The organism is Microbulbifer celer (genome assembly GCF_020991125.1).
Lineage (GTDB): Bacteria > Pseudomonadota > Gammaproteobacteria > Pseudomonadales > Cellvibrionaceae > Microbulbifer > Microbulbifer celer.
In genome coordinates this window covers 2,573,319-2,590,402 of the sequence record NZ_CP087715.1, presented here as the reverse complement: position 1 = coordinate 2,590,402, position 17,084 = coordinate 2,573,319, and the positions used below count along the sequence as shown (strand labels likewise).

Annotated in this window: 17 protein-coding genes; 9 read left to right on the top strand and 8 right to left on the bottom strand. The window is 59.2% G+C overall.

Features of this window, described 5'->3' with window-relative positions:
- Window positions 1-37 precede the first annotated feature (37 nt).
- The gene (locus LPW13_RS10875; protein ID WP_230435346.1) at window positions 38-895 is read left to right on the top strand and encodes a universal stress protein; all 858 of its coding nucleotides are present in this window, start codon (window positions 38-40) and stop codon (window positions 893-895) included.
- Between the two features lie 69 nt (window positions 896-964).
- Here LPW13_RS10875 and LPW13_RS10870 read toward each other — a convergent pair whose 3' ends face one another.
- Complete coding sequence (locus LPW13_RS10870) at window positions 965-1,378, bottom strand: acyl-CoA thioesterase (RefSeq protein ID WP_230435344.1); 414 nt, start codon at window positions 1,376-1,378, stop codon at window positions 965-967.
- Between the two features lie 417 nt (window positions 1,379-1,795).
- Between LPW13_RS10870 and fabV the strand changes: the two genes are divergently transcribed.
- The 8 genes from fabV to LPW13_RS10830 all read left to right on the top strand — a co-directional run bounded on the left by fabV (window position 1,796) and on the right by LPW13_RS10830 (window position 9,955).
- Window positions 1,796-2,974 carry an enoyl-ACP reductase FabV gene (fabV, locus tag LPW13_RS10865; RefSeq protein ID WP_230435342.1) on the top strand — a complete coding sequence of 393 codons (1,179 nt, stop codon included), beginning with the start codon at window positions 1,796-1,798 and terminating at the stop codon, window positions 2,972-2,974.
- Between the two features lie 333 nt (window positions 2,975-3,307).
- On the top strand, window positions 3,308-4,351 hold the full coding sequence (locus LPW13_RS10860) for an NADP(H)-dependent aldo-keto reductase (protein ID WP_230435341.1): 1,044 nt from the start codon (window positions 3,308-3,310) through the stop codon (window positions 4,349-4,351).
- A gap of 135 nt (window positions 4,352-4,486) precedes the next feature.
- Window positions 4,487-4,717, top strand: coding sequence for a DUF2789 domain-containing protein (locus LPW13_RS10855; RefSeq protein ID WP_230435339.1), 231 nt, complete (start codon window positions 4,487-4,489; stop codon window positions 4,715-4,717).
- A 221-nt stretch (window positions 4,718-4,938) separates the two neighbouring features.
- A complete protein-coding gene (lpxL, locus tag LPW13_RS10850; protein ID WP_230435337.1) occupies window positions 4,939-5,895 on the top strand; it encodes an LpxL/LpxP family Kdo(2)-lipid IV(A) lauroyl/palmitoleoyl acyltransferase in 957 nt (318 codons plus the stop codon).
- 137 nt (window positions 5,896-6,032) lie between these two features.
- Complete coding sequence (dapA, locus tag LPW13_RS10845) at window positions 6,033-6,908, top strand: 4-hydroxy-tetrahydrodipicolinate synthase (protein ID WP_230435336.1); 876 nt, start codon at window positions 6,033-6,035, stop codon at window positions 6,906-6,908.
- Between the two features lie 134 nt (window positions 6,909-7,042).
- Window positions 7,043-8,218, top strand: a complete 1,176-nt coding sequence (gene bamC, locus LPW13_RS10840) for an outer membrane protein assembly factor BamC (protein WP_230435334.1) — start codon at window positions 7,043-7,045, stop codon at window positions 8,216-8,218.
- A gap of 41 nt (window positions 8,219-8,259) precedes the next feature.
- A complete protein-coding gene (locus LPW13_RS10835) occupies window positions 8,260-9,033 on the top strand; it encodes an MBL fold metallo-hydrolase (RefSeq protein ID WP_230435332.1) in 774 nt (257 codons plus the stop codon).
- Window positions 9,034-9,091: 58 nt separating this feature from the next.
- Entirely contained in the window at window positions 9,092-9,955 is an 864-nt protein-coding gene (locus LPW13_RS10830; protein ID WP_230435330.1) for a D-hexose-6-phosphate mutarotase, read from the top strand.
- A 90-nt stretch (window positions 9,956-10,045) separates the two neighbouring features.
- Here LPW13_RS10830 and LPW13_RS10825 read toward each other — a convergent pair whose 3' ends face one another.
- The 7 genes from LPW13_RS10825 to LPW13_RS10795 form a co-directional block, all read right to left on the bottom strand.
- Complete coding sequence (locus tag LPW13_RS10825; RefSeq protein ID WP_230435328.1) at window positions 10,046-10,828, bottom strand: acyl-CoA thioesterase; 783 nt, start codon at window positions 10,826-10,828, stop codon at window positions 10,046-10,048.
- 19 nt (window positions 10,829-10,847) lie between these two features.
- The gene (gene panB, locus LPW13_RS10820) at window positions 10,848-11,663 is read right to left on the bottom strand and encodes a 3-methyl-2-oxobutanoate hydroxymethyltransferase (protein WP_230435326.1); all 816 of its coding nucleotides are present in this window, start codon (window positions 11,661-11,663) and stop codon (window positions 10,848-10,850) included.
- Between the two features lie 89 nt (window positions 11,664-11,752).
- Window positions 11,753-12,421 (bottom strand): deoxynucleoside kinase, encoded by a 669-nt coding sequence (locus LPW13_RS10815; protein WP_230439189.1) that lies wholly within the window; start codon window positions 12,419-12,421, stop codon window positions 11,753-11,755.
- 273 nt (window positions 12,422-12,694) lie between these two features.
- A complete protein-coding gene (gene folK / locus LPW13_RS10810) occupies window positions 12,695-13,174 on the bottom strand; it encodes a 2-amino-4-hydroxy-6-hydroxymethyldihydropteridine diphosphokinase (RefSeq protein ID WP_230439188.1) in 480 nt (159 codons plus the stop codon).
- Window positions 13,175-13,188: 14 nt separating this feature from the next.
- Window positions 13,189-14,697, bottom strand: coding sequence for a polynucleotide adenylyltransferase PcnB (pcnB, locus tag LPW13_RS10805; RefSeq protein WP_230435324.1), 1,509 nt, complete (start codon window positions 14,695-14,697; stop codon window positions 13,189-13,191).
- Window positions 14,698-15,064: 367 nt separating this feature from the next.
- The gene (locus LPW13_RS10800; RefSeq protein WP_230435322.1) at window positions 15,065-15,316 is read right to left on the bottom strand and encodes a hypothetical protein; all 252 of its coding nucleotides are present in this window, start codon (window positions 15,314-15,316) and stop codon (window positions 15,065-15,067) included.
- Window positions 15,317-15,572: 256 nt separating this feature from the next.
- The gene (locus LPW13_RS10795) at window positions 15,573-16,961 is read right to left on the bottom strand and encodes a sigma-54-dependent transcriptional regulator (protein ID WP_230435320.1); all 1,389 of its coding nucleotides are present in this window, start codon (window positions 16,959-16,961) and stop codon (window positions 15,573-15,575) included.
- Between the last annotated feature and the right edge of the window lie 123 nt (window positions 16,962-17,084).

Below are 17,084 nucleotides of genomic sequence, written 5' to 3'. Positions count from 1 at the left end.
GACCTGCGTTAATGAGAGAACAATAGAGAGAATAATAATGACCGAACAGAAAGATCCCCTCGTACTCTCCTGCATCGATGGCTCCCGCTTCAGTGGTGCCGTCTGTGACTATGCTGCCTGGATTGCCAGCCGTGCTGACGCGCCGGTAAAACTCCTGCACAACATCGAAAGAGTCTCCACCCCGGCGGTGGCAGACCTTACCGGGAGCATCGGCCTCGGTAGCCAGGAGGAATTGCTGGGTGAGCTGACGACGCTGGAGCAGAAGCGTTCAAAGCTGCAGCTGGAGCAGGGCCGCCTGATGTTGGAAGATGCGCGCGCCCGGGCCGAACAAGGCGGCGCGGCGCAGGTGGTGACCTGTCAGCGTCACGGGAGCCTGATCGAGTCCCTGGTGGAGCTGGAGGATCATATCCGGGTGCTGGTACTGGGAATTCGTGGGGAGGAGCACGGTGAGTCTGACCGCGGGCTGGGCGCGCAGCTGGAATCCATCGTGCGGTCGCTGCACAAACCGATTCTGGTGGTGAACCGGGAATTCGCGCCGCCGAAATCCATCATGCTGGCCTATGACGGCAGTGAGGCGGCGCGCAAGGCACTGGATATGGTGGCCACCAGCCCGGTGTTCAGGGGTATCGAGTGTCATCTGGTGTATGTGGGTGATGCCGGGGAAGCGGTACTGGACGAGGGGGCCGAGGCATTGAGCCACGGCGGTATTTCCGTGACCAGTGCGAACCTGCAGGGCAAGACCGTGGAGGCGTTGATTGCCTACCAACAGCAGCACGAAATCGACCTGACCGTAATGGGTGCGTTCAGCCACAGCAAGTTGCGGGATCTGTTGCTGGGTAGTGTGACTGCGAAGATGCTGCTGGGGACCAATCAGCCGTTGTTACTGCTCCGCTGATCCTTTCCCGCAAAACCAAACTGGCCCGGAAGTACCGGGCCAGTTGATACAGTGAGATAGTCGTCGGGCTTAACCGGCCAGCCGGCTGTCCATGGCCGACGAGTTTGCCGCCTGCTCGACCGTCATGCCCGCCTTCTTGTGCGGTGTGGGATTCCCCTCTGCGTCCAGCGCCACAAACACAATCCGTTCCACCCGTACAATCAGGTCCCGGGTCTGCTTGTTGCGCATCTCGCAGTGCACCGTGAGCGAGGTGCGACCAATCCCGGTCACCTCAAATCCGAACTCCACAATATCCCCGCAAACCGCCGAGCTGACGAAGTCGATCTCCGACATCAGCTTGGTCACGATGTTTGCGGTGCCCATCTGGCACCCAGCGAAAATGGCCGCCTCCTCATCTATCCACGCCAGTGCCTGACCGCCGAACAGACGTTGGGCCGGGTTCAGGTCGCCGGGTTTTACAAAATGACGTGAGTAGTACTTCATGAGTGATTACCTCGTTGATTGGCCCTTGCCGGGCTACAGATTTCACCGCTTTCCCTGGCGGTCCCAAATGAGGCTGTGCATTAAGTGTGCCAATGGATTTGACACTTTCCTGTCGGAGTACGGAGAGGGGAACTGAAGGGAAGGTGCCTGCCGCCACAGGACCCACTACGAAGCGACTTACACTTCACTGTTAGTCATTTTGTACTTTTTTTGTTCGGTGCGCACTGAATGAGTGCAAACAGTGCGTACCAGATGTGGCTAAACTGGCCGCAACCCCTGATATTTTGGCCGTCAAATTCCGCTAGCGTGATGCGCCCCTATGGGCGTTACTCTCATCAGCCATTAGAATGACCCGCTTTGGTGGCCGACTGGTCGGCACGCCTCGATAGAAGAATCACCGAGAGGAGAGAGCCCGGCATGATCATCAAGCCGAAAGTACGCGGATTTATCTGCACCAACGCCCATCCGCAGGGCTGCGCCGCCAACGTGCGTGAACAGATCGAATACATCAAATCCCAACCCGCCATCAAAGACGGCCCCAAAAACGTCCTCGTAGTGGGTGCCTCTACCGGTTACGGCCTCGCCTCCCGCATCACCGCTGCCTTCGGCTGCGGCGCCAACACCCTCGGCGTCTTCTTCGAGAAACCACCGACCGAGAAGCGCACCGCCTCCGCCGGTTACTACAACTCTGCCGCCTTCGAAGAGGAGGCCCACAAAGCCGGCCTGTACGCCAAGAGCATCAACGGCGACGCCTTCTCCGACGAGATCAAGGCCAAAACCATTGAAATGATCAAAGAGGACATGGGCAAGGTGGACCTGGTGATCTACAGCCTCGCCTCGCCTCGCCGCAAAGACCCGAAAACCGGTGAGTTGCACTCCTCGGTATTGAAACCGATTGGCGAATCCTACACCGCCAAAAACCTCAATACCGACAAACTGGAAATCTCCGACATTTCCGTTGATCCGGCGAGCGAAGAAGAAATCGCGGCGACGGTCAAAGTCATGGGCGGTGAAGACTGGGAACTGTGGATGGACGCCCTCGGTAAAGCCGGTGTACTGGCGGATGACTGCAAAACCGTTTCCTATACCTATATCGGTGAAAAACTCACCTGGCCGATCTACGGCCACGCCACCATCGGCAAGGCCAAGGAAGACCTCGACCGCGCAGCAAAAGCGATTACCGACAGCGGCAATGCGGATGCCAACGTCGCCGTGCTGAAAGCCCTGGTTACCCAGTCCAGCTCCGCCATTCCAGTCATGCCGCTGTATATCTCCCTCGTCTACAAAGTGATGAAAGAAGAGGGCACCCATGAAGGTTGTATCGAACAGCTCTATCGGCTGTACACAGAAGGCCTGTACACCGACAGCCCGCGCCTGGACGATACCAACCGCTTCCGCATGGACGATAAAGAACTGCGTCCGGATACCCAGGCCAAAATTGAAAAACTGTGGCCGGAAGTGACCGAAGAAAACCTGTTTGAACTGTCCGATTACAAAGGTTACAGCGACGACTTCCTCAAGCTGTTTGGCTTTGGTGTTGAAGGCGTCGATTACGAAGCCGATGTCAGCCCGATTGTGGAAGCGGACTTTAAATAAGCCTCGGATGAGGCTCGCTGCGGAAAATTTCGGGCAAGCCGGGTAATGCTGTTCGTTTAACAAAGTAGTTACGAGCGAAGGTGGTGATGCCGGGTGTGGTCTTGCGAGACCGTCTGCGGCCAGGACGGCCGCAGCCGAGCCCCCATGGATGGGTTTACGGCGTGTCTCGCAAGACCACACCCGGCAGCGCCGCCGCCACTGCGTGATTTAAATGGAACGTGTTACGGGCTTGTTGAGCGTTTTTTGCTTCCCGTCCACTTTTCCTTCCATCCCTACAATTCCATTCCCCAAACCTGCATAATCAAAAAAATTTGATCCGCAGGAGCTGTATTGATGGAAACCCGCAAACTCGGAAAAACCGATCTTCAGGTCAGTAAAATCTGTCTCGGCACCATGACCTTTGGTGAACAGAACACCGAAGCGGAAGCGTTCGAACAGCTGGATTACGCCACCGCCAACGGCGTGAACTTTATCGATTGCGCAGAAATGTATCCGGTGCCGCCCAAGCCTGAAACCTACGGCCGTACCGAAGAGTTCATCGGCAACTGGTTGGCAAAGCGCGGTAATCGAGCGGAGCTGGTGCTCGCCAGCAAAGTCACCGGCCGCAGTGCGGCAAATTCCGGTGTCGGCCATATCCGCGGCGGTCCCCGCCTTGATCGCGCACAGATTCTGAAAGCCTGCGACGACTCCCTCGCGCGCCTCAAAACCGACTATATCGACCTGTACCAGGTTCACTGGCCGGAACGGCAATCGAATTTTTTCGGTAAGCTCGGATATCAACACGGCGAAGACGACGGCATCGCCATCAGTGAAACCCTGGATGCACTTCAGGAACTGGTAACCGCTGGCAAGGTACGTCATATCGGACTCTCCAACGAAACGCCCTGGGGCATGCACCGCTACCTGCGCCTTGCCGCCCATGGCAGTAAACCGCGTGTGGCCTCTATCCAGAACCCCTACAGCCTGCTCAACCGTACCTTTGAAGTAGGATTGGCAGAAATGGCCATTCGGGAGGAGTGCGGGCTGTTGGCATATTCGCCACTCGCATTCGGCACCCTGAGCGGTAAATATCTGGATGGCGCCAGGCCCGCCGGTGCGCGGTTGACGCTGTTTGAGCGGTTCCAGCGCTATACCGGAGAGCGCGCGGTGGATGCCACCGCTGAATATGTAAAGCTGGCCCGGGAGTACAGCCAGGACCCCGCGCAGATGGCACTGGCCTTTGTGACTCAGCAGCCGTTTGTGACATCCAATATCATCGGTGCCACCACCATGGACCAGCTGAAGCGCAATATTGCCAGCGCCGAGATCACCTTGAGTGACGATCAGCTGGCGGCGATCAACGAGATTCACGCGCGGAACCCTAACCCGGCCCCCTGATTTTTTTCTCCCGAACCGGCAAACTGGACAGCGTAGAACGAAAAACGCGCAGGCGCATCTATACTTCTGGTAGCAGCGGGCGGATTTCCGTCGCAAGCCCGTTGCGGCCTGAAAGTTAGCAGCCAGGGGAATTTCATGGATACCAGCCACCACACCCTCAATGATCTCTTCGCCCAGCTCGGCCTGAGTTCAGACGACGGCGCGATCGAAGACTTTCTCGAACGACACCACCTGTCCGGTCAGGAGGAACTGTCCAAAGCCGATTTCTGGAACGATGGGCAGCGCAAGTTCCTGCGGGATGCCATCGCCGAGGACGCCAACTGGTGTGAAGTTGTCGATGAGCTGGACGCGCTGCTGCGGCATTGATGGGTTAGTGACTGTATGCGTTGATATTGCGCCGAGCGGTCCCGGTTCAGTGGCGAGACCGTCGGAATTCGATGAAACCAGGCATAAAACTGAACGGAAGTGGACAGGTGAGCTGCGACAGTGGGAAAGCACCGCTATAATGCGCCGCTTTCATCCCGGTTGGCCGTTTGATACGGCCCGGCAACGATTCGCTGCTTGTTCACATCTAAACGTTCACTTCTATGCAAAAGCCCCATTTCCGTGTCGCTCTGCTGCACCCGCGCTACTGGCTCACCTGGGCCCTGTTCGGGTTCTGGTTTCTGGTGGCACAGCTGCCGTACCGCTGGCAGATGGCCATCGGTCGCGGTATTGGCAGCCTCATGTTGCGGCTGGCCAGCAGTCGTCGGCGCATTGCCGAGCGCAATCTGGCCCTGTGTTTCCCCGAGCTTTCCGATTCAGAGCGCGCGCAGCTGCTGCGGCAGAACTTTGCATCCAACGGCATTGCGCTGATGGAAACCGGTATGGCCTGGTTTCGCAGCAGCCGTTGGCTGCGCAAGCGCTTTACCATTGAGGGCCTGGAACACCTGCAGGCGCCTGCTGCCCGGGGGCAGGGCGTGGTAATGATGGCCATGCACTTTACCACCCTGGAAATCGGCGCCGCGTTTATGGCCATGAGTCACCCGGTGGACGGCATGTATCGTCCGCACAAGAACCCGGTTTACGATTACATGCAGCGCAAGGGCCGCGAGCGCCACGGCGAAGATTCCGATGTGTTTCAGCGCAAGGATGTACGCGGCATGATGCGGGCATTGAAGAATGGCCGCGCAGTCTGGTATGCGCCAGATCAGGATTACGGTATCAAACAGGGGGTTTTTGCGCCGCTGTTTGGTATCCCGGCTGCTACGGTTACCGGCACGTCGCGCTTTGCCCGGGCCGGGCGCGCGCAAGTGGTGCCCTACACCGTGACCCGCCTTGAGGATCAGGGGCGCTACCTGGTTCAGGTCTATCCGCCGATCGACGAGATCCCTTCCGGGGATGAGTTGCGGGATGCGGAGCTGGTGAACCAGTTTGTAGAGGCGCGTATGCGGGAGAACCCCTCTCAGTATATGTGGGTACACCGCCGCTTCAAGACGCGCCCGGAAGGCGAAGCGCCCTATTACGAACCGCGTAAACGTCGGCGGAAGAAGCGCAAAAAATAACCAGTTGGTGCGCCCGATCCCTGATTCGTGTGCCTGTGCAGTTTTGCGCTGGCATCGAACTGGCACGCTCAGTAACATACCGCATTCAAATTATGGCGGTACAGACCGGCTAAGAGCCGGCTGGAGAAGGAGTTGCAATGATTTCCGGCAGTATGGTGGCACTGGCCACACCCATGTACGCAGACGGCAGCCTCGATTGGGAGAAACTGCACGATCTGGTGGAGTGGCATATTGAACAGGGTACGCGCGCCCTGGTAGCGGTGGGTACCACTGGTGAATCCGCCACACTCGATGTGCACGAGCACCTGGAAGTGATCCGTCGAGTCGTAGACCAGGTAGCTGGCCGTATTCCGGTCATTGCCGGTACTGGCGCCAACTCCACTACCGAAGCCATTGAGCTCACGGCGACCGCCGCCAAATGCGGTGCCGATGCCTGCCTGCTGGTGACCCCTTACTACAACAAGCCGACGCAGGAAGGCCTGTTCCAGCACTACAAGACCGTGGCCAAGGCTGTGAACATCCCGCAGATCCTCTACAACGTGCCGGGACGTACCGCGGTCGACATGCAGCCGGAAACCGTCCAGCGCCTGAGCGCGATCAGCAACATCGTGGGCATCAAAGAAGCCACCGGCGATATGGAGCGGGCGCGTCAGATCCTGGGCATGGTGCCGGAAGACTTTGCGGTTTACTCTGGTGACGACGCCACTGCCATTGATCTGATGCTGCTCGGCGGTCACGGCAATATCAGCGTGACCGCCAACGTGGCCCCGGCGGCTGTGGCGCAGATGTGCGAAGCGGCGCTGGCCGGAGACGCGGAGAATGCGCTGGCGATCAATCAGCGTATCGACGTGCTGCACCACGCACTGTTCGTGGAAGCCAACCCGATCCCGGTGAAGTGGGCGCTGAAGGAAATGGGACGTATGGACAGCGGCATCCGCCTGCCCCTGACCGAGCTTTCCGCACACCACCACGACGCCGTGCGCGAAGCACTGCGTGGCGCCGGCATACTCTGAAACCGGAGGATACTGCCAGCCGGGGCTGAACCACTGGCGCCGGCGCTGGTCTGAGGACGCAGACTCGGTTTATAGACAGGGTTCGGCGTTGCGCCCCAGCGCTGCCAATGGAATGAAATGACAAGGTACCAATAATGACAAAATTGACCGCCGGAGCGGTTCTGTGTGCTGCGGTTACCACCCTCAGTGGGTGCGGAATCTTCGGAAACGAGGGCTTTTTCCGCGATCGCAGCGATGACTACCAGAAGTCTGAAAGCCTGCCACCGCTGCAGATGCCAGCGGGCGTTTCCTCCAAGCACCAGGAAGAACTCTACGAGGTGCCGCAGATCAGCGGCGAAGTGGAGCGCACTTCGTTTGTAGTGCCGCGGCCTCAGGCGCTGTCGGTCAACGCCGGCCTCGACCGGGTGAAAATCCAGAAGCTCGGCAATCGCCGCTGGGTGCTGGTCAGTCAGCCACCGGATCAAGTCTGGCCACAGCTGCACTATTTCCTGCGCAGCTCTGGCTTGCAGCTGGCCATGTCCGACGCCGGCGCCGGCATCATGGAAACCAGCTGGCTGACCTTCGGTGAAGACCCGGAGACCAAAGACAAATATCGCCTGCAGGTGGAATCGGGCGTACAGCCGGATACCACTGAGGTGCATGTGCGCCATATGGCATTACCTCTGGACGCGCCGGCAGATATGGAAGTGCAGTGGCCGGCTCAGTCCTCCAGCCCCGAGCGCGAGGGTTGGATGATCGATGAGATGTCCAATGCCCTGGCGGTAGACGATGCCGGCGCCGCGGCTTCCCTGGTCGCGCAGTCGATCGGTGGTGGCAAGGTTAAGGTGCAGGTAATGGAGCCGGCGGGTAAAGAGCCCTTCATTGCCCTCGACCTCAGCATGAGCCGCGCCTGGGCCACCGTCGCCCATGCCCTCAATGCGGGTGCTTACCGATTGCATCAGGAAGATGCCGACCTGGGTATCTTCTATGTCACTTATGACACCGATCGGGAGCTGATGGGAGAGGACGACGGCGGTTGGTTCTCCTTCGGCAGCGATGATGGGAAAGACAGTCTGGCTGCAAATGCAGGGCGCTATACCCTGCAGCAGGTACTCGCAAACATCGATGTAGATAATCAGGCCCAGCCGGCACTGTTTGCCAACCTTGAGGGCCTGGGTGGTGCGCCGGACTCCAAAATCCCGGGATATCTGGTGGTGGTTCGCGGTGCCGATGAGGCAGTAGAGGTACGTATCCGCAGCACCCGCGGTTTGCCATTGTCTCGCGCCAAGACCTCTGAGATGCTGATGTCCATCCGCCAGAACCTGATCTGACGGCAGGCACTCTGACAGTGGGCGCTCTGACAGAAGACAGTATGGCGATCAGATTTGCCTCCCTGGGTAGCGGCAGCAAGGGCAACGGCACTCTGGTCGCCAGTGGCGGTCACTGCCTGCTGGTAGACTGCGGATTTACCATCAAGGAAACCGAGCGGCGCATGGCGCGGCTCGGTCTCACCCCAGCGGACCTCTCCGCGATTCTCGTTACCCACGAACACAGTGACCACATGTCTGGCGTCGGCCCGCTGGCGCGCAAGTATCGGCTGCCGGTGTACCTCACGCCCGGCACGCTACGGGCGCGGGATATTGGCACCTTGCCACATACCGAGCTGATAGAAGGGCATCAGCCCTTCGCCATCGGCGATATTCAGGTGACACCGGTAGCGGTACCCCATGATGCCCGTGAAGCGGCACAGTTTGTGTTTCGCGCCTGTGGCAGAAGCCTCGGGCTGCTCACTGACCTGGGTACCATCACCCCCCACGTAGAGTCTCATTTCGGCGACTGCGATGCTCTGGTACTGGAGGCAAATCACGATCCGATGATGCTCGCCCAGGGGCCGTATCCTCCCTCGCTCAAGCGTCGTGTGGGCGGCGCCTATGGTCATCTCAGCAACCAGCAGGCGGCCGGGTTCCTGCAGCGGGTGGGCTGTGAGCGATTGCAGCATCTTGTGGTAGCGCACATCAGTGAAAAAAATAACAGCCTGCCCCTGGCGCAGGCCGCGTTGTCGGATGCGGTCGAACAGGTGCGCAACTGCATATTCGCCTGTCAGCAGGAGGGCTTTGACTGGCTGACCATTGATCCGGTTGAATAGACTGATGCTGGCCCCTGGCCCGCCCCGTTGCCTACAAGAACGACAAGGAATGACCAACGTGACCGAACAAGCATTTCTCTCCCATACCAACAGCGAAACTCTCTACGGCAAACCCGGGCTGGACCTGCTCGTGGTGGAGACCCGGCTGTGTAAGGCCGTGGTCGCCCTCCAGGGGGCGCAGGTACTGGAGTTCCAGGCCCGCGACCGCGCGCCCTTGCTGTGGGTAAGCCCGCTGGCAACCATGGAGCCGGGCGTGGCGGTACGCGGCGGCGTACCGCTGTGCCTGCCCTGGTTTGGAGAACATGCGGACCCCACCAAGCCTAAGCACGGCCTGGTACGCAATCAGTTGTGGCAGCTGCAGGAGAGCCGGCAAGATGATGCCAGCGGCGAAGTGGCGCTCCAGTTGCAGTTCGAGCATCCGGGAGACGACCTGTTCCCGACGCCATTTATCTGTACGCTCAGGGTGACGCTCGGGGAAAGCCTGGGCTTTGAGCTGGCGCTGGAAAATCGTGGCGACCAGCCGGCGGCCTTCAGTTGGGCGCTGCACAGCTATTTTGCGGTAGACGATGTTAGCACGGTAAAGGTAGGCGGGCTCGACGGTATAGAATATCTGGACAAAACCCTGGATTTCGCCCGCCACCGCCTGAGCGGCGAACAGACGTTTTCCGGTGAGGTGGATCGGGTGTTCGAAAGTGCCCCGGGCAGCCAGGTAATCGACACCGAGCAACCGATTCGCACCCGCAGCGATAACTGCCACACGGTAATTACCTGGAATCCCGGTGCGGAGCTGGCGTCCACCATCAACGACATCGGTGAACACTACCGCAACTTTGTTTGCGTAGAGCACGGCAATGCCTTCGCCAACCACTGGCAGCTGGCCGCGGGTGAATCAGCAAAGGCCGCACTGAAGCTTTCGCGCTGAGGGTTAGCAGTCTTCATTCGCCAGTGGGCCGAAGATCAGCGTGTTATCAGTTTCTGCAAGCTCGGCTGATCTCCGTCGGCGATCTTTGCCTCAGGCAAAAACGGTCACGGTCTGACGGGAGAGCGCCACCGGCTTGCCATCGGCATCCCAGATTTTCGCCTGAATCACTGCGTATCCATCCCCTGCCTGCTCGATTTCGGCCTGATATTGCCACCAGTCACCTGCGCTTCGCTGACTGAGCGGGTGACAGGCTTCCAGCGTCCAGGTGAGCGAGCTGGCCGGTGCCAGCTCGCTCAGCATCTGCAACACCGCCGGTGGCCAGGCGTCGATCAGTGCCAGCAGGTGGCTCACGGTAACTGGCTCGTCGCAATTCCTGAAACGCATCCAGCCGCCGAGGCGGGTTTCACTGATACCACTGAAAGGCAGGGCGCCCTCGGCGATACGGTAATCAAAGTGACGCGCGAACTCCGGCGTCAGGCCGTCGATATCCGGCAGCGCCTGGCACGCATCGGGGGCGGTAAATGCGGGGGCGGAAGGCAGCGAGACCCGGATTGCGGAATCCCGCCCGCTGCCAAAACTGGCCAGTGCCGCAGTGACCACCTGGCCTTCTTGTACCGCGCGCCCTTCGATCTGGGTGACGGAGCTGCCGCGGCGCAGGACTTCCGAGCGCCGCTCGAGTTTGCCTTGCCTCGCCGGTGCGACAAAGGACGTGGTCAGGGAGCGCAGTGGGGCGTCTTGCGACCGCGCCGCGATGGCCTCGTAGACCAGTGCCGCCGCCAGGCCGCCGAACGCGGCGCGCCCCTGCATCCAGCCTTCGGGAACCGTGGTGTCCGCTGTGCCGCGCGCATCGCGCAATATGTCTGAAAACTTCATAAAATGCCCGCGCTGTTGTTCAGGTGAAACTGTGATTTTCGTCCGGGAAGGAGCCGTTTTTGACATCTTCGGCGTACTTGCGCAGGGCGCCGGGAATATTGCCCGCTTCTTCGAGGAAGTTCTTGGAGAACTTGGGCGGCTTCTCGGTGAGCCCGAGAATGTCGTTGATCACCAGCACCTGTGCGTCCGTGTCCGGGCCGGCGCCAATACCGATGGTGGGCATGGATACGGTATCGGTGATGCGCTTGCCCAGGTAGGACGGGACGCACTCGAGCACCAGCAGGTCCGCTCCGGCTTCATCCAGCTGCACCGCATCGTCGAGAATTTCTCCCGCGCTATCGTTGTCCCGCCCCTGAACCCGGAAGCCCCCGAGCTTGTGAACCGATTGTGGTGTCAGGCCGAGGTGGGCGCACACCGGAATACCGCGCTCTGTGAGCATTTTCACCGTGGGTGCCAGCCAGGCCCCACCTTCGATTTTCACCATATGGGCTCCGGCCTGCATGATGCGGGTGGCATTACTCAGCGCCTGCTCCGGGGTAGCGTAGGTCATGAAGGGCAGGTCTCCCATGATCAGGGATCTCTTATTACCCCGGGCGACGGCTTCCACGTGATAGATCATCTGCTCCATGGTGACGGGAATCGTGCTCTCGTAGCCGAGTACGGTCATACCCAGGGAGTCCCCGATCAATACCGTTTCAACCCCGGTTTTCTGGGCCATGGCGGCCATGGGGGCATCGTAAAGGGCCACGCAGATAAATTTCTCCCCGTCTGCTTTCATTTTGCGCAGGGTCTGTACCGTGATCGGCTTGGTCAGCTCACTGGGTGCATAGGGCATGGTGATGACTCTATAAATGGATGGTTGCAGGCACCCCGGCATTACTGTCCTGGAAATCAAATTACCGGAGCAGTTGTTTGCCAGAGTAGTTATTTGCCGGGATTGTAGTAGTGGCGGCCACTGTTGACCGTCAACAGGTATTCCACCAGCTGGTGGTAGTCCTCCTGACTGTCGACGATATCAATGTCCGTGCAGTTGACGATCAGCAGTGGTGCTTCATCGTAATAGTGAAAGAAATTGGTGTAGGCATCATTGAGGGTCGATAGATACTCGTCACTGATGCTGCGCTCTGCCGCGATCCCGCGCTTGTGGATGCGTTCCTGCAGTACATTGAGTGGCGCCTGCAGATAGATCACCAGGTCGGGTTTGGGCGCTTCCAGCGTCAGGTGATCATATACCTGGCGGTAGAGCGTGATCTCATCGCTGTCCAGGGTGACCTCGGCAAACAGCTGGTCTTTTTCAATCAGGAAGTCCGCAACCCGTACCGGTTTGAACAGATCGTCCTGACGCAGTGCCTGGATCTGCTGGGAGCGTTGCAGCAGAAAGTGCAATTGGGTGGGGAGCGCGGCGCTTTTGGGGTCGCGATAAAAGCGCTCCAGAAAGGGATTGTCTTCCGGTAGTTCCAGCAGCGTGTCGTAATTGAACGTGGCGGCGAGCTTCTTCGCCAGTGTGGTTTTACCTACCCCGATATTGCCTTCCACGGCGATGAACCGGGGCAGTTCTCGGCTGCTCAGGTCCAGTTCCAGGGACCGTGGCACCGCGAGTGCATCGGCGGGCGTGTCGAGTCTGGAGGGGTGGTCGGAATGATTTGTCACCGGGTAGCTCCTTCAGGATCTGTGCAAGTGATCCGCAGTCGTTCCGTAGGGCACCTCTAGAAATCTACTGCGCGTGCGCCTGGCGGCGTCCGGCGGTGCTCGGAATGCTCATGTATGCCCTATACACTCCGCTTCCTGTGCTCCGGCGGCCACCACCAGCCACCCGCTCGCTACAATTTTTAGAGGTGCCCCGTAGTCTATCGATCAGCCTGTCCGTTATGGTTTTAGCCTGTGCAGGCGATTCGGTGGGCAATTCTGTAACAGTACTGACAGGTGGCGGCCATCCGGGAATTGCAGTTCCTGGGCCAGCTCTGCCAGCGGTTCCAGCACAAAGTTGCGCTCCGCCATGCGCGGGTGCGGCACGGTCAGTCTTGCGGTATCGATACTTTTATCACCGTACAGCAGGATATCAAGGTCCAGCGTGCGCGCCCCCCATCGAATCGAACGTTCCCGTCCATGCCGGGATTCAATCTGCTGCAACCCATCGAGTAGCGCCTCTGGGGCCAGCGCTGTATCCAGGTGGGCCACGGCATTGACGTAATCGGGTTGTTCGCCGGGGCCGACCGCAGCGCTGGCGTAGAAGCCGGAGTAATCCACAAGCCGGCTCTGCGGGAGTGCCGCCATAGACTCGAGCGCCGAGCGCAGCTGCGCGGCGGGGTTGGACAGATTGCTACCGAGGCCGATGTAACAGCGAATCACGGATGCGCCCGTCAGTTGTTTTTCGGTTGGTTGGGGGCGCGGCGGCGACCTCCACGCTTGCGGCGCCGGCCATTCTTGGGGCCATTGCGGGGCGCATCCTTGATCATCTGCTGCTTCTGCTCGTCGTCTGCCTGCTGGAACTCCGTCCACCACTGACCGAGCCCGGCCGGTATCTCCTGGCTCTCTTCGCGCAAAAGCAGGAAGTCGTATGCAGCGCGGAAGCGCGGGTGTTCCATCGTGCGGTAGGCGCGTTCGCCGCCGCGGCGGGGCAGGCGCAGCTGCTGCTCCCAGATCTCCCGCATGGGAATGGAGAAACGCTTGGGAATGGCGGTGTGCGTCAACTGTGCGCTGACGACTTTCTGCGCCGCTTGTGCCAGCGCTGGTACCGGCGGCGTGCCGTTTTCGGTGAGGAACTTCTGCTCGAAGTTGACCGCGGGCCACAATAGTGCGGCGTACAGAAACGCCGGTGTTACCCGCTGATCATTGCGGATGCGGCGGTCGGTATTGCGCAGTGCCAGGCGGGTGAGCGCTTCCACCTCGGGGTTGTCGAGCAGGCGCGCGTTGTCCGGGAACAGGTGTCCCCAAAGATGGAATTCTCGCAACAGCTCAAAGGTGCGTTCACCGTGGCCACTCATCAGTAGTTTGAGGACTTCGTCGAACAGGCGCGCGGGGGCAATGTTACGCAGTAACGGCGCAGTCTGTTGCAGCGGTGCGGCGGTGGCGGGCTCAATGTCAAAGTCCAGTTTGGCGGCAAAACGTACCGCGCGCAGCATCCGTACCGGGTCTTCTTTGTAGCGGGTCTCCGGGTCGCCAATCATGCGGATCAGGCGATCTTCGATATCCTGCATACCGCCGGTGTAATCGTGGATCTCAAAGCCCTGGGTGGTGTAGTAGAGCGCGTTGACGGTAAAGTCCCGGCGCACGGCATCGCTTTCCAGGTCACCGTAAACGTTGTCGCGCAGCAGCATCCCGTGCTCGGATTGCTGGGCCTCGTGTTCTTCGCCGTCGCTGTGGTGACCGCGGAAGGTGGTGACTTCAATCACCTCGCGTCCGATGCGGGCGTGCAGGATGCGGAACCGGCGGCCGACGATGCGCGCACCGCGGAACAGCTGTTTGGCCTCTTCCGGCGTGGCATCGGTGGCGACGTCAAAGTCTTTCGGGTGCCCGCCCAGCAGCAGATCGCGCACACCGCCACCGACAATGTAGGCCTGGAACCCCCCTTCCTGCAGACGCTTCATTACCGTCAACGCGGCGCGACTGACATTGCGTCGGGACAGGTTGTGGTCATTGCGGGGGACAACGATACGGGAAGAGGGGGTGTTGGGTTCACGTGCGCCGCCGGCCTTGCGCGGTGCGCTCTGCTTCTCACGGCCTGATTTGCCCCGGCCTCTGTGAGCGCGGTCCGCATCTTTCGAGGAGGAGTGGGGAGTGGCGTCCGCGGAGTTGGCTTCTTGCGACGTCTCTTCCGACTTGGTGTTACGGTGCCAGCGTTTGATGCTGCTGATCAGAGTATTGAACATACGGCTTTCTGTGTTGACCGCGGCCGGCCTGCCTGCCAGTGCGAGGCGGTTTGCCCGATCCGGGGTGATTACATAGTCGCCTTGAACATGTGGTCAGGACGACCTCCGGTGTTGTTTGGGGCGGATTCTAACACAGTCGACGCAACGCACAGCTGCCGGGCCCGCATAAAGCGGGGACCAGCCAGTATCAGTGCGAAAAAGAAAACAGGGAATTATTCTTATTCGGTATGAAGGCAGCGGCTTCCTTGCGCTAACAATTTGCTTTTCAGCAAACCCTCTCCCAGGCACAATCAGTCAGTTTGTCACGTGCTTGTCGTTATTTTTGTTGTCTTCTACAAGTTATTGTTCTTGTTATTTCTCTTTATTCTTATTGTTTATTTTTATTATCAGGTTGTTCTAGTTCTTTAATTATTTTTATTGTTGTTCCGGACCTTATTGTTTTTATTGTCCGATCGCTTTGCTCCGGGTTGGTCACTTTGGCTTTTATTGTCGACCGTCCGTTTTTATTGTTGTGTTTCGCCCGCTTATTGTGAGTAGTTCTTAGGGCTTTGGTTGACCATTTATTTTTATTCTTGGTCATTTTTGTTGTTTGCCCTATACAAAGCAGATAGCGTGCCAACTTTTAAAAATCCTTATAAATCAATAACTTAAGTTTTTTGGGAACTTTTTTACGTCTCTGGAGTACAGCATTCCGTTACGCAAGGTACGGTAGTTGTTACTCCTTGCGGGGTGGGGTAACACTTTCACTTGTTACCAATTGTGTGGGAGGGGTAGCAACTGGCGGGCGACGCACACTGCGGGCACAAAAAAGCCCGGACTTCGCCGGGCTTGGGGGGAGTTGGTGTGGAAGTTGGCTTGTGGATGGCCCGATGCGGTCAGGCCTCTGCGGCGCGGCGGGCCTTTTTGCGTGGGATCCCCAGCTTCTGGCGGCGTTCCCACAGGCATTTGCGGCTGACTCCCAGCTTTTTCGCCAGCTCGGTTTCACTCATGGTTTCCTGGTGTTCGAGCACGAAGCGCGCAAAGTAATCTTCCAGAGACAGGTCTTCACGGGGATCGCTGTGCAGGCTATTGCGCGGCAGGCGCTCCGGGTCTGCTTCCTCGATCGGCACCAGGTCCAGATCAATATCCAGAGTGTGGTGATCGATCTCTTCACTGTCTTCGGTCAGGATGGCCGCACGCTGAATCGCATTCTCCAGTTCGCGTACGTTACCCGGCCAGGTGTAGGTGGTTACCGCCTGCACCGCTTCAGGGGAAAGCCGGAGTGTGGCGCGATTGACCTTGGCACAGAATTTCTCGAGCAGGTGTTCGGCAATGACCAACACGTCTTTGCCCCGCTCGCGCAGCGGCGGAAGGGTCATCTGGACCACATTGATACGGTAATACAGGTCTTCCCGAAATTTGCGCTCGGCCGCCAGCTGGCGCAGGTTGCGGTGAGTCGCCGCCACCAGCCGCACATTGACCTTGCGGGATTCCACCGCGCCGATCGGGCGAACCTCGCCCTCCTGCAGTACCCGCAGCAGGCGTGCCTGGGCTTCCAGTGGCAGCTCGCCGATCTCGTCCAGGAACAGGGTGCCGCCATCTGCGGCGGCTACCAGGCCTTCGCGGGCGGTCTGGGCACCGGTGAAGGCACCTTTTTCGTGGCCGAACAGTTCGGCCTCGATCAGGGTTTCGGGAATGGCCGCGCAGTTCACGGAAATCAGTGGCTTGCCGGCGCGTCGACTCTCCTCGTGGATGGCGCGCGCCACCAGCTCTTTACCGGTACCGGTCTCGCCGTGCACCAGCACCGTGGCATCGGTGGGGGCGACTTTGTGGATGCGTCCGTAAAGATCCCGCATCACCGCACTTTCGCCGATCATGCCGGCGATGGTACGGCCGTCCTTGGTGCCAACTTTGGCGTCGGCGACGCGGCTCTGTTCTGCCTTGCCGATCACGCGACGCACCGTGGCGAGCATCTCGTCGTGATCGAAGGGTTTGGCGATATAGTCCGCGGCGCCCATGCGCATGGAATCCACCGCGGAGCGCAGGCTGGCGTAACTGGTCATGATCAGTACCGGTACGTCACCTGCCAGTTTCAGCAGGTCGGTACCGGGAGCACCGGGCAGGCGCAGGTCAGAGATGATGAGGTCGAAGTCCGCCAGGCGGTGTTTGCCGGTGGCTTCGCGGACTGAGCCTGCCTCGCTGATGTTGTAGCGGTGCCGCTCCAGTAGCTTGCGCAGGGCAGTACGGATAATGGCTTCATCTTCAACAATCAGAATGTGGCTCATATGTTACGCCTGGTTACAAAGTGTTCAGCGGGGCCTAAGTGTTACCTGTAGAGCGTTTCGATGCAACCCAGATAGCGCAATCCGGATGAATCATGTCCAGATTTCACCAATTTCACGTAACAA

Bases quoted from the DNA above. Each gene is read 5' to 3' on its own strand.
- LPW13_RS10875 (WP_230435346.1), top strand. From the start codon at position 38: ATGACCGAACAGAAAGATCCCCTCGTACTCTCCTGCATCGATGGCTCC.
- LPW13_RS10870 (WP_230435344.1), bottom strand. From the start codon at position 1,378: ATGAAGTACTACTCACGTCATTTTGTAAAACCCGGCGACCTGAACCCG.
- fabV (WP_230435342.1), top strand. From the start codon at position 1,796: ATGATCATCAAGCCGAAAGTACGCGGATTTATCTGCACCAACGCCCAT.
- LPW13_RS10860 (WP_230435341.1), top strand. From the start codon at position 3,308: ATGGAAACCCGCAAACTCGGAAAAACCGATCTTCAGGTCAGTAAAATC.
- LPW13_RS10855 (WP_230435339.1), top strand. From the start codon at position 4,487: ATGGATACCAGCCACCACACCCTCAATGATCTCTTCGCCCAGCTCGGC.
- lpxL (WP_230435337.1), top strand. From the start codon at position 4,939: ATGCAAAAGCCCCATTTCCGTGTCGCTCTGCTGCACCCGCGCTACTGG.
- dapA (WP_230435336.1), top strand. From the start codon at position 6,033: ATGATTTCCGGCAGTATGGTGGCACTGGCCACACCCATGTACGCAGAC.
- bamC (WP_230435334.1), top strand. From the start codon at position 7,043: ATGACAAAATTGACCGCCGGAGCGGTTCTGTGTGCTGCGGTTACCACC.
- LPW13_RS10835 (WP_230435332.1), top strand. From the start codon at position 8,260: ATGGCGATCAGATTTGCCTCCCTGGGTAGCGGCAGCAAGGGCAACGGC.
- LPW13_RS10825 (WP_230435328.1), bottom strand. From the start codon at position 10,828: ATGAAGTTTTCAGACATATTGCGCGATGCGCGCGGCACAGCGGACACC.
- panB (WP_230435326.1), bottom strand. From the start codon at position 11,663: ATGCCCTATGCACCCAGTGAGCTGACCAAGCCGATCACGGTACAGACC.
- pcnB (WP_230435324.1), bottom strand. From the start codon at position 14,697: ATGTTCAATACTCTGATCAGCAGCATCAAACGCTGGCACCGTAACACC.
- LPW13_RS10795 (WP_230435320.1), bottom strand. From the start codon at position 16,961: ATGAGCCACATTCTGATTGTTGAAGATGAAGCCATTATCCGTACTGCC.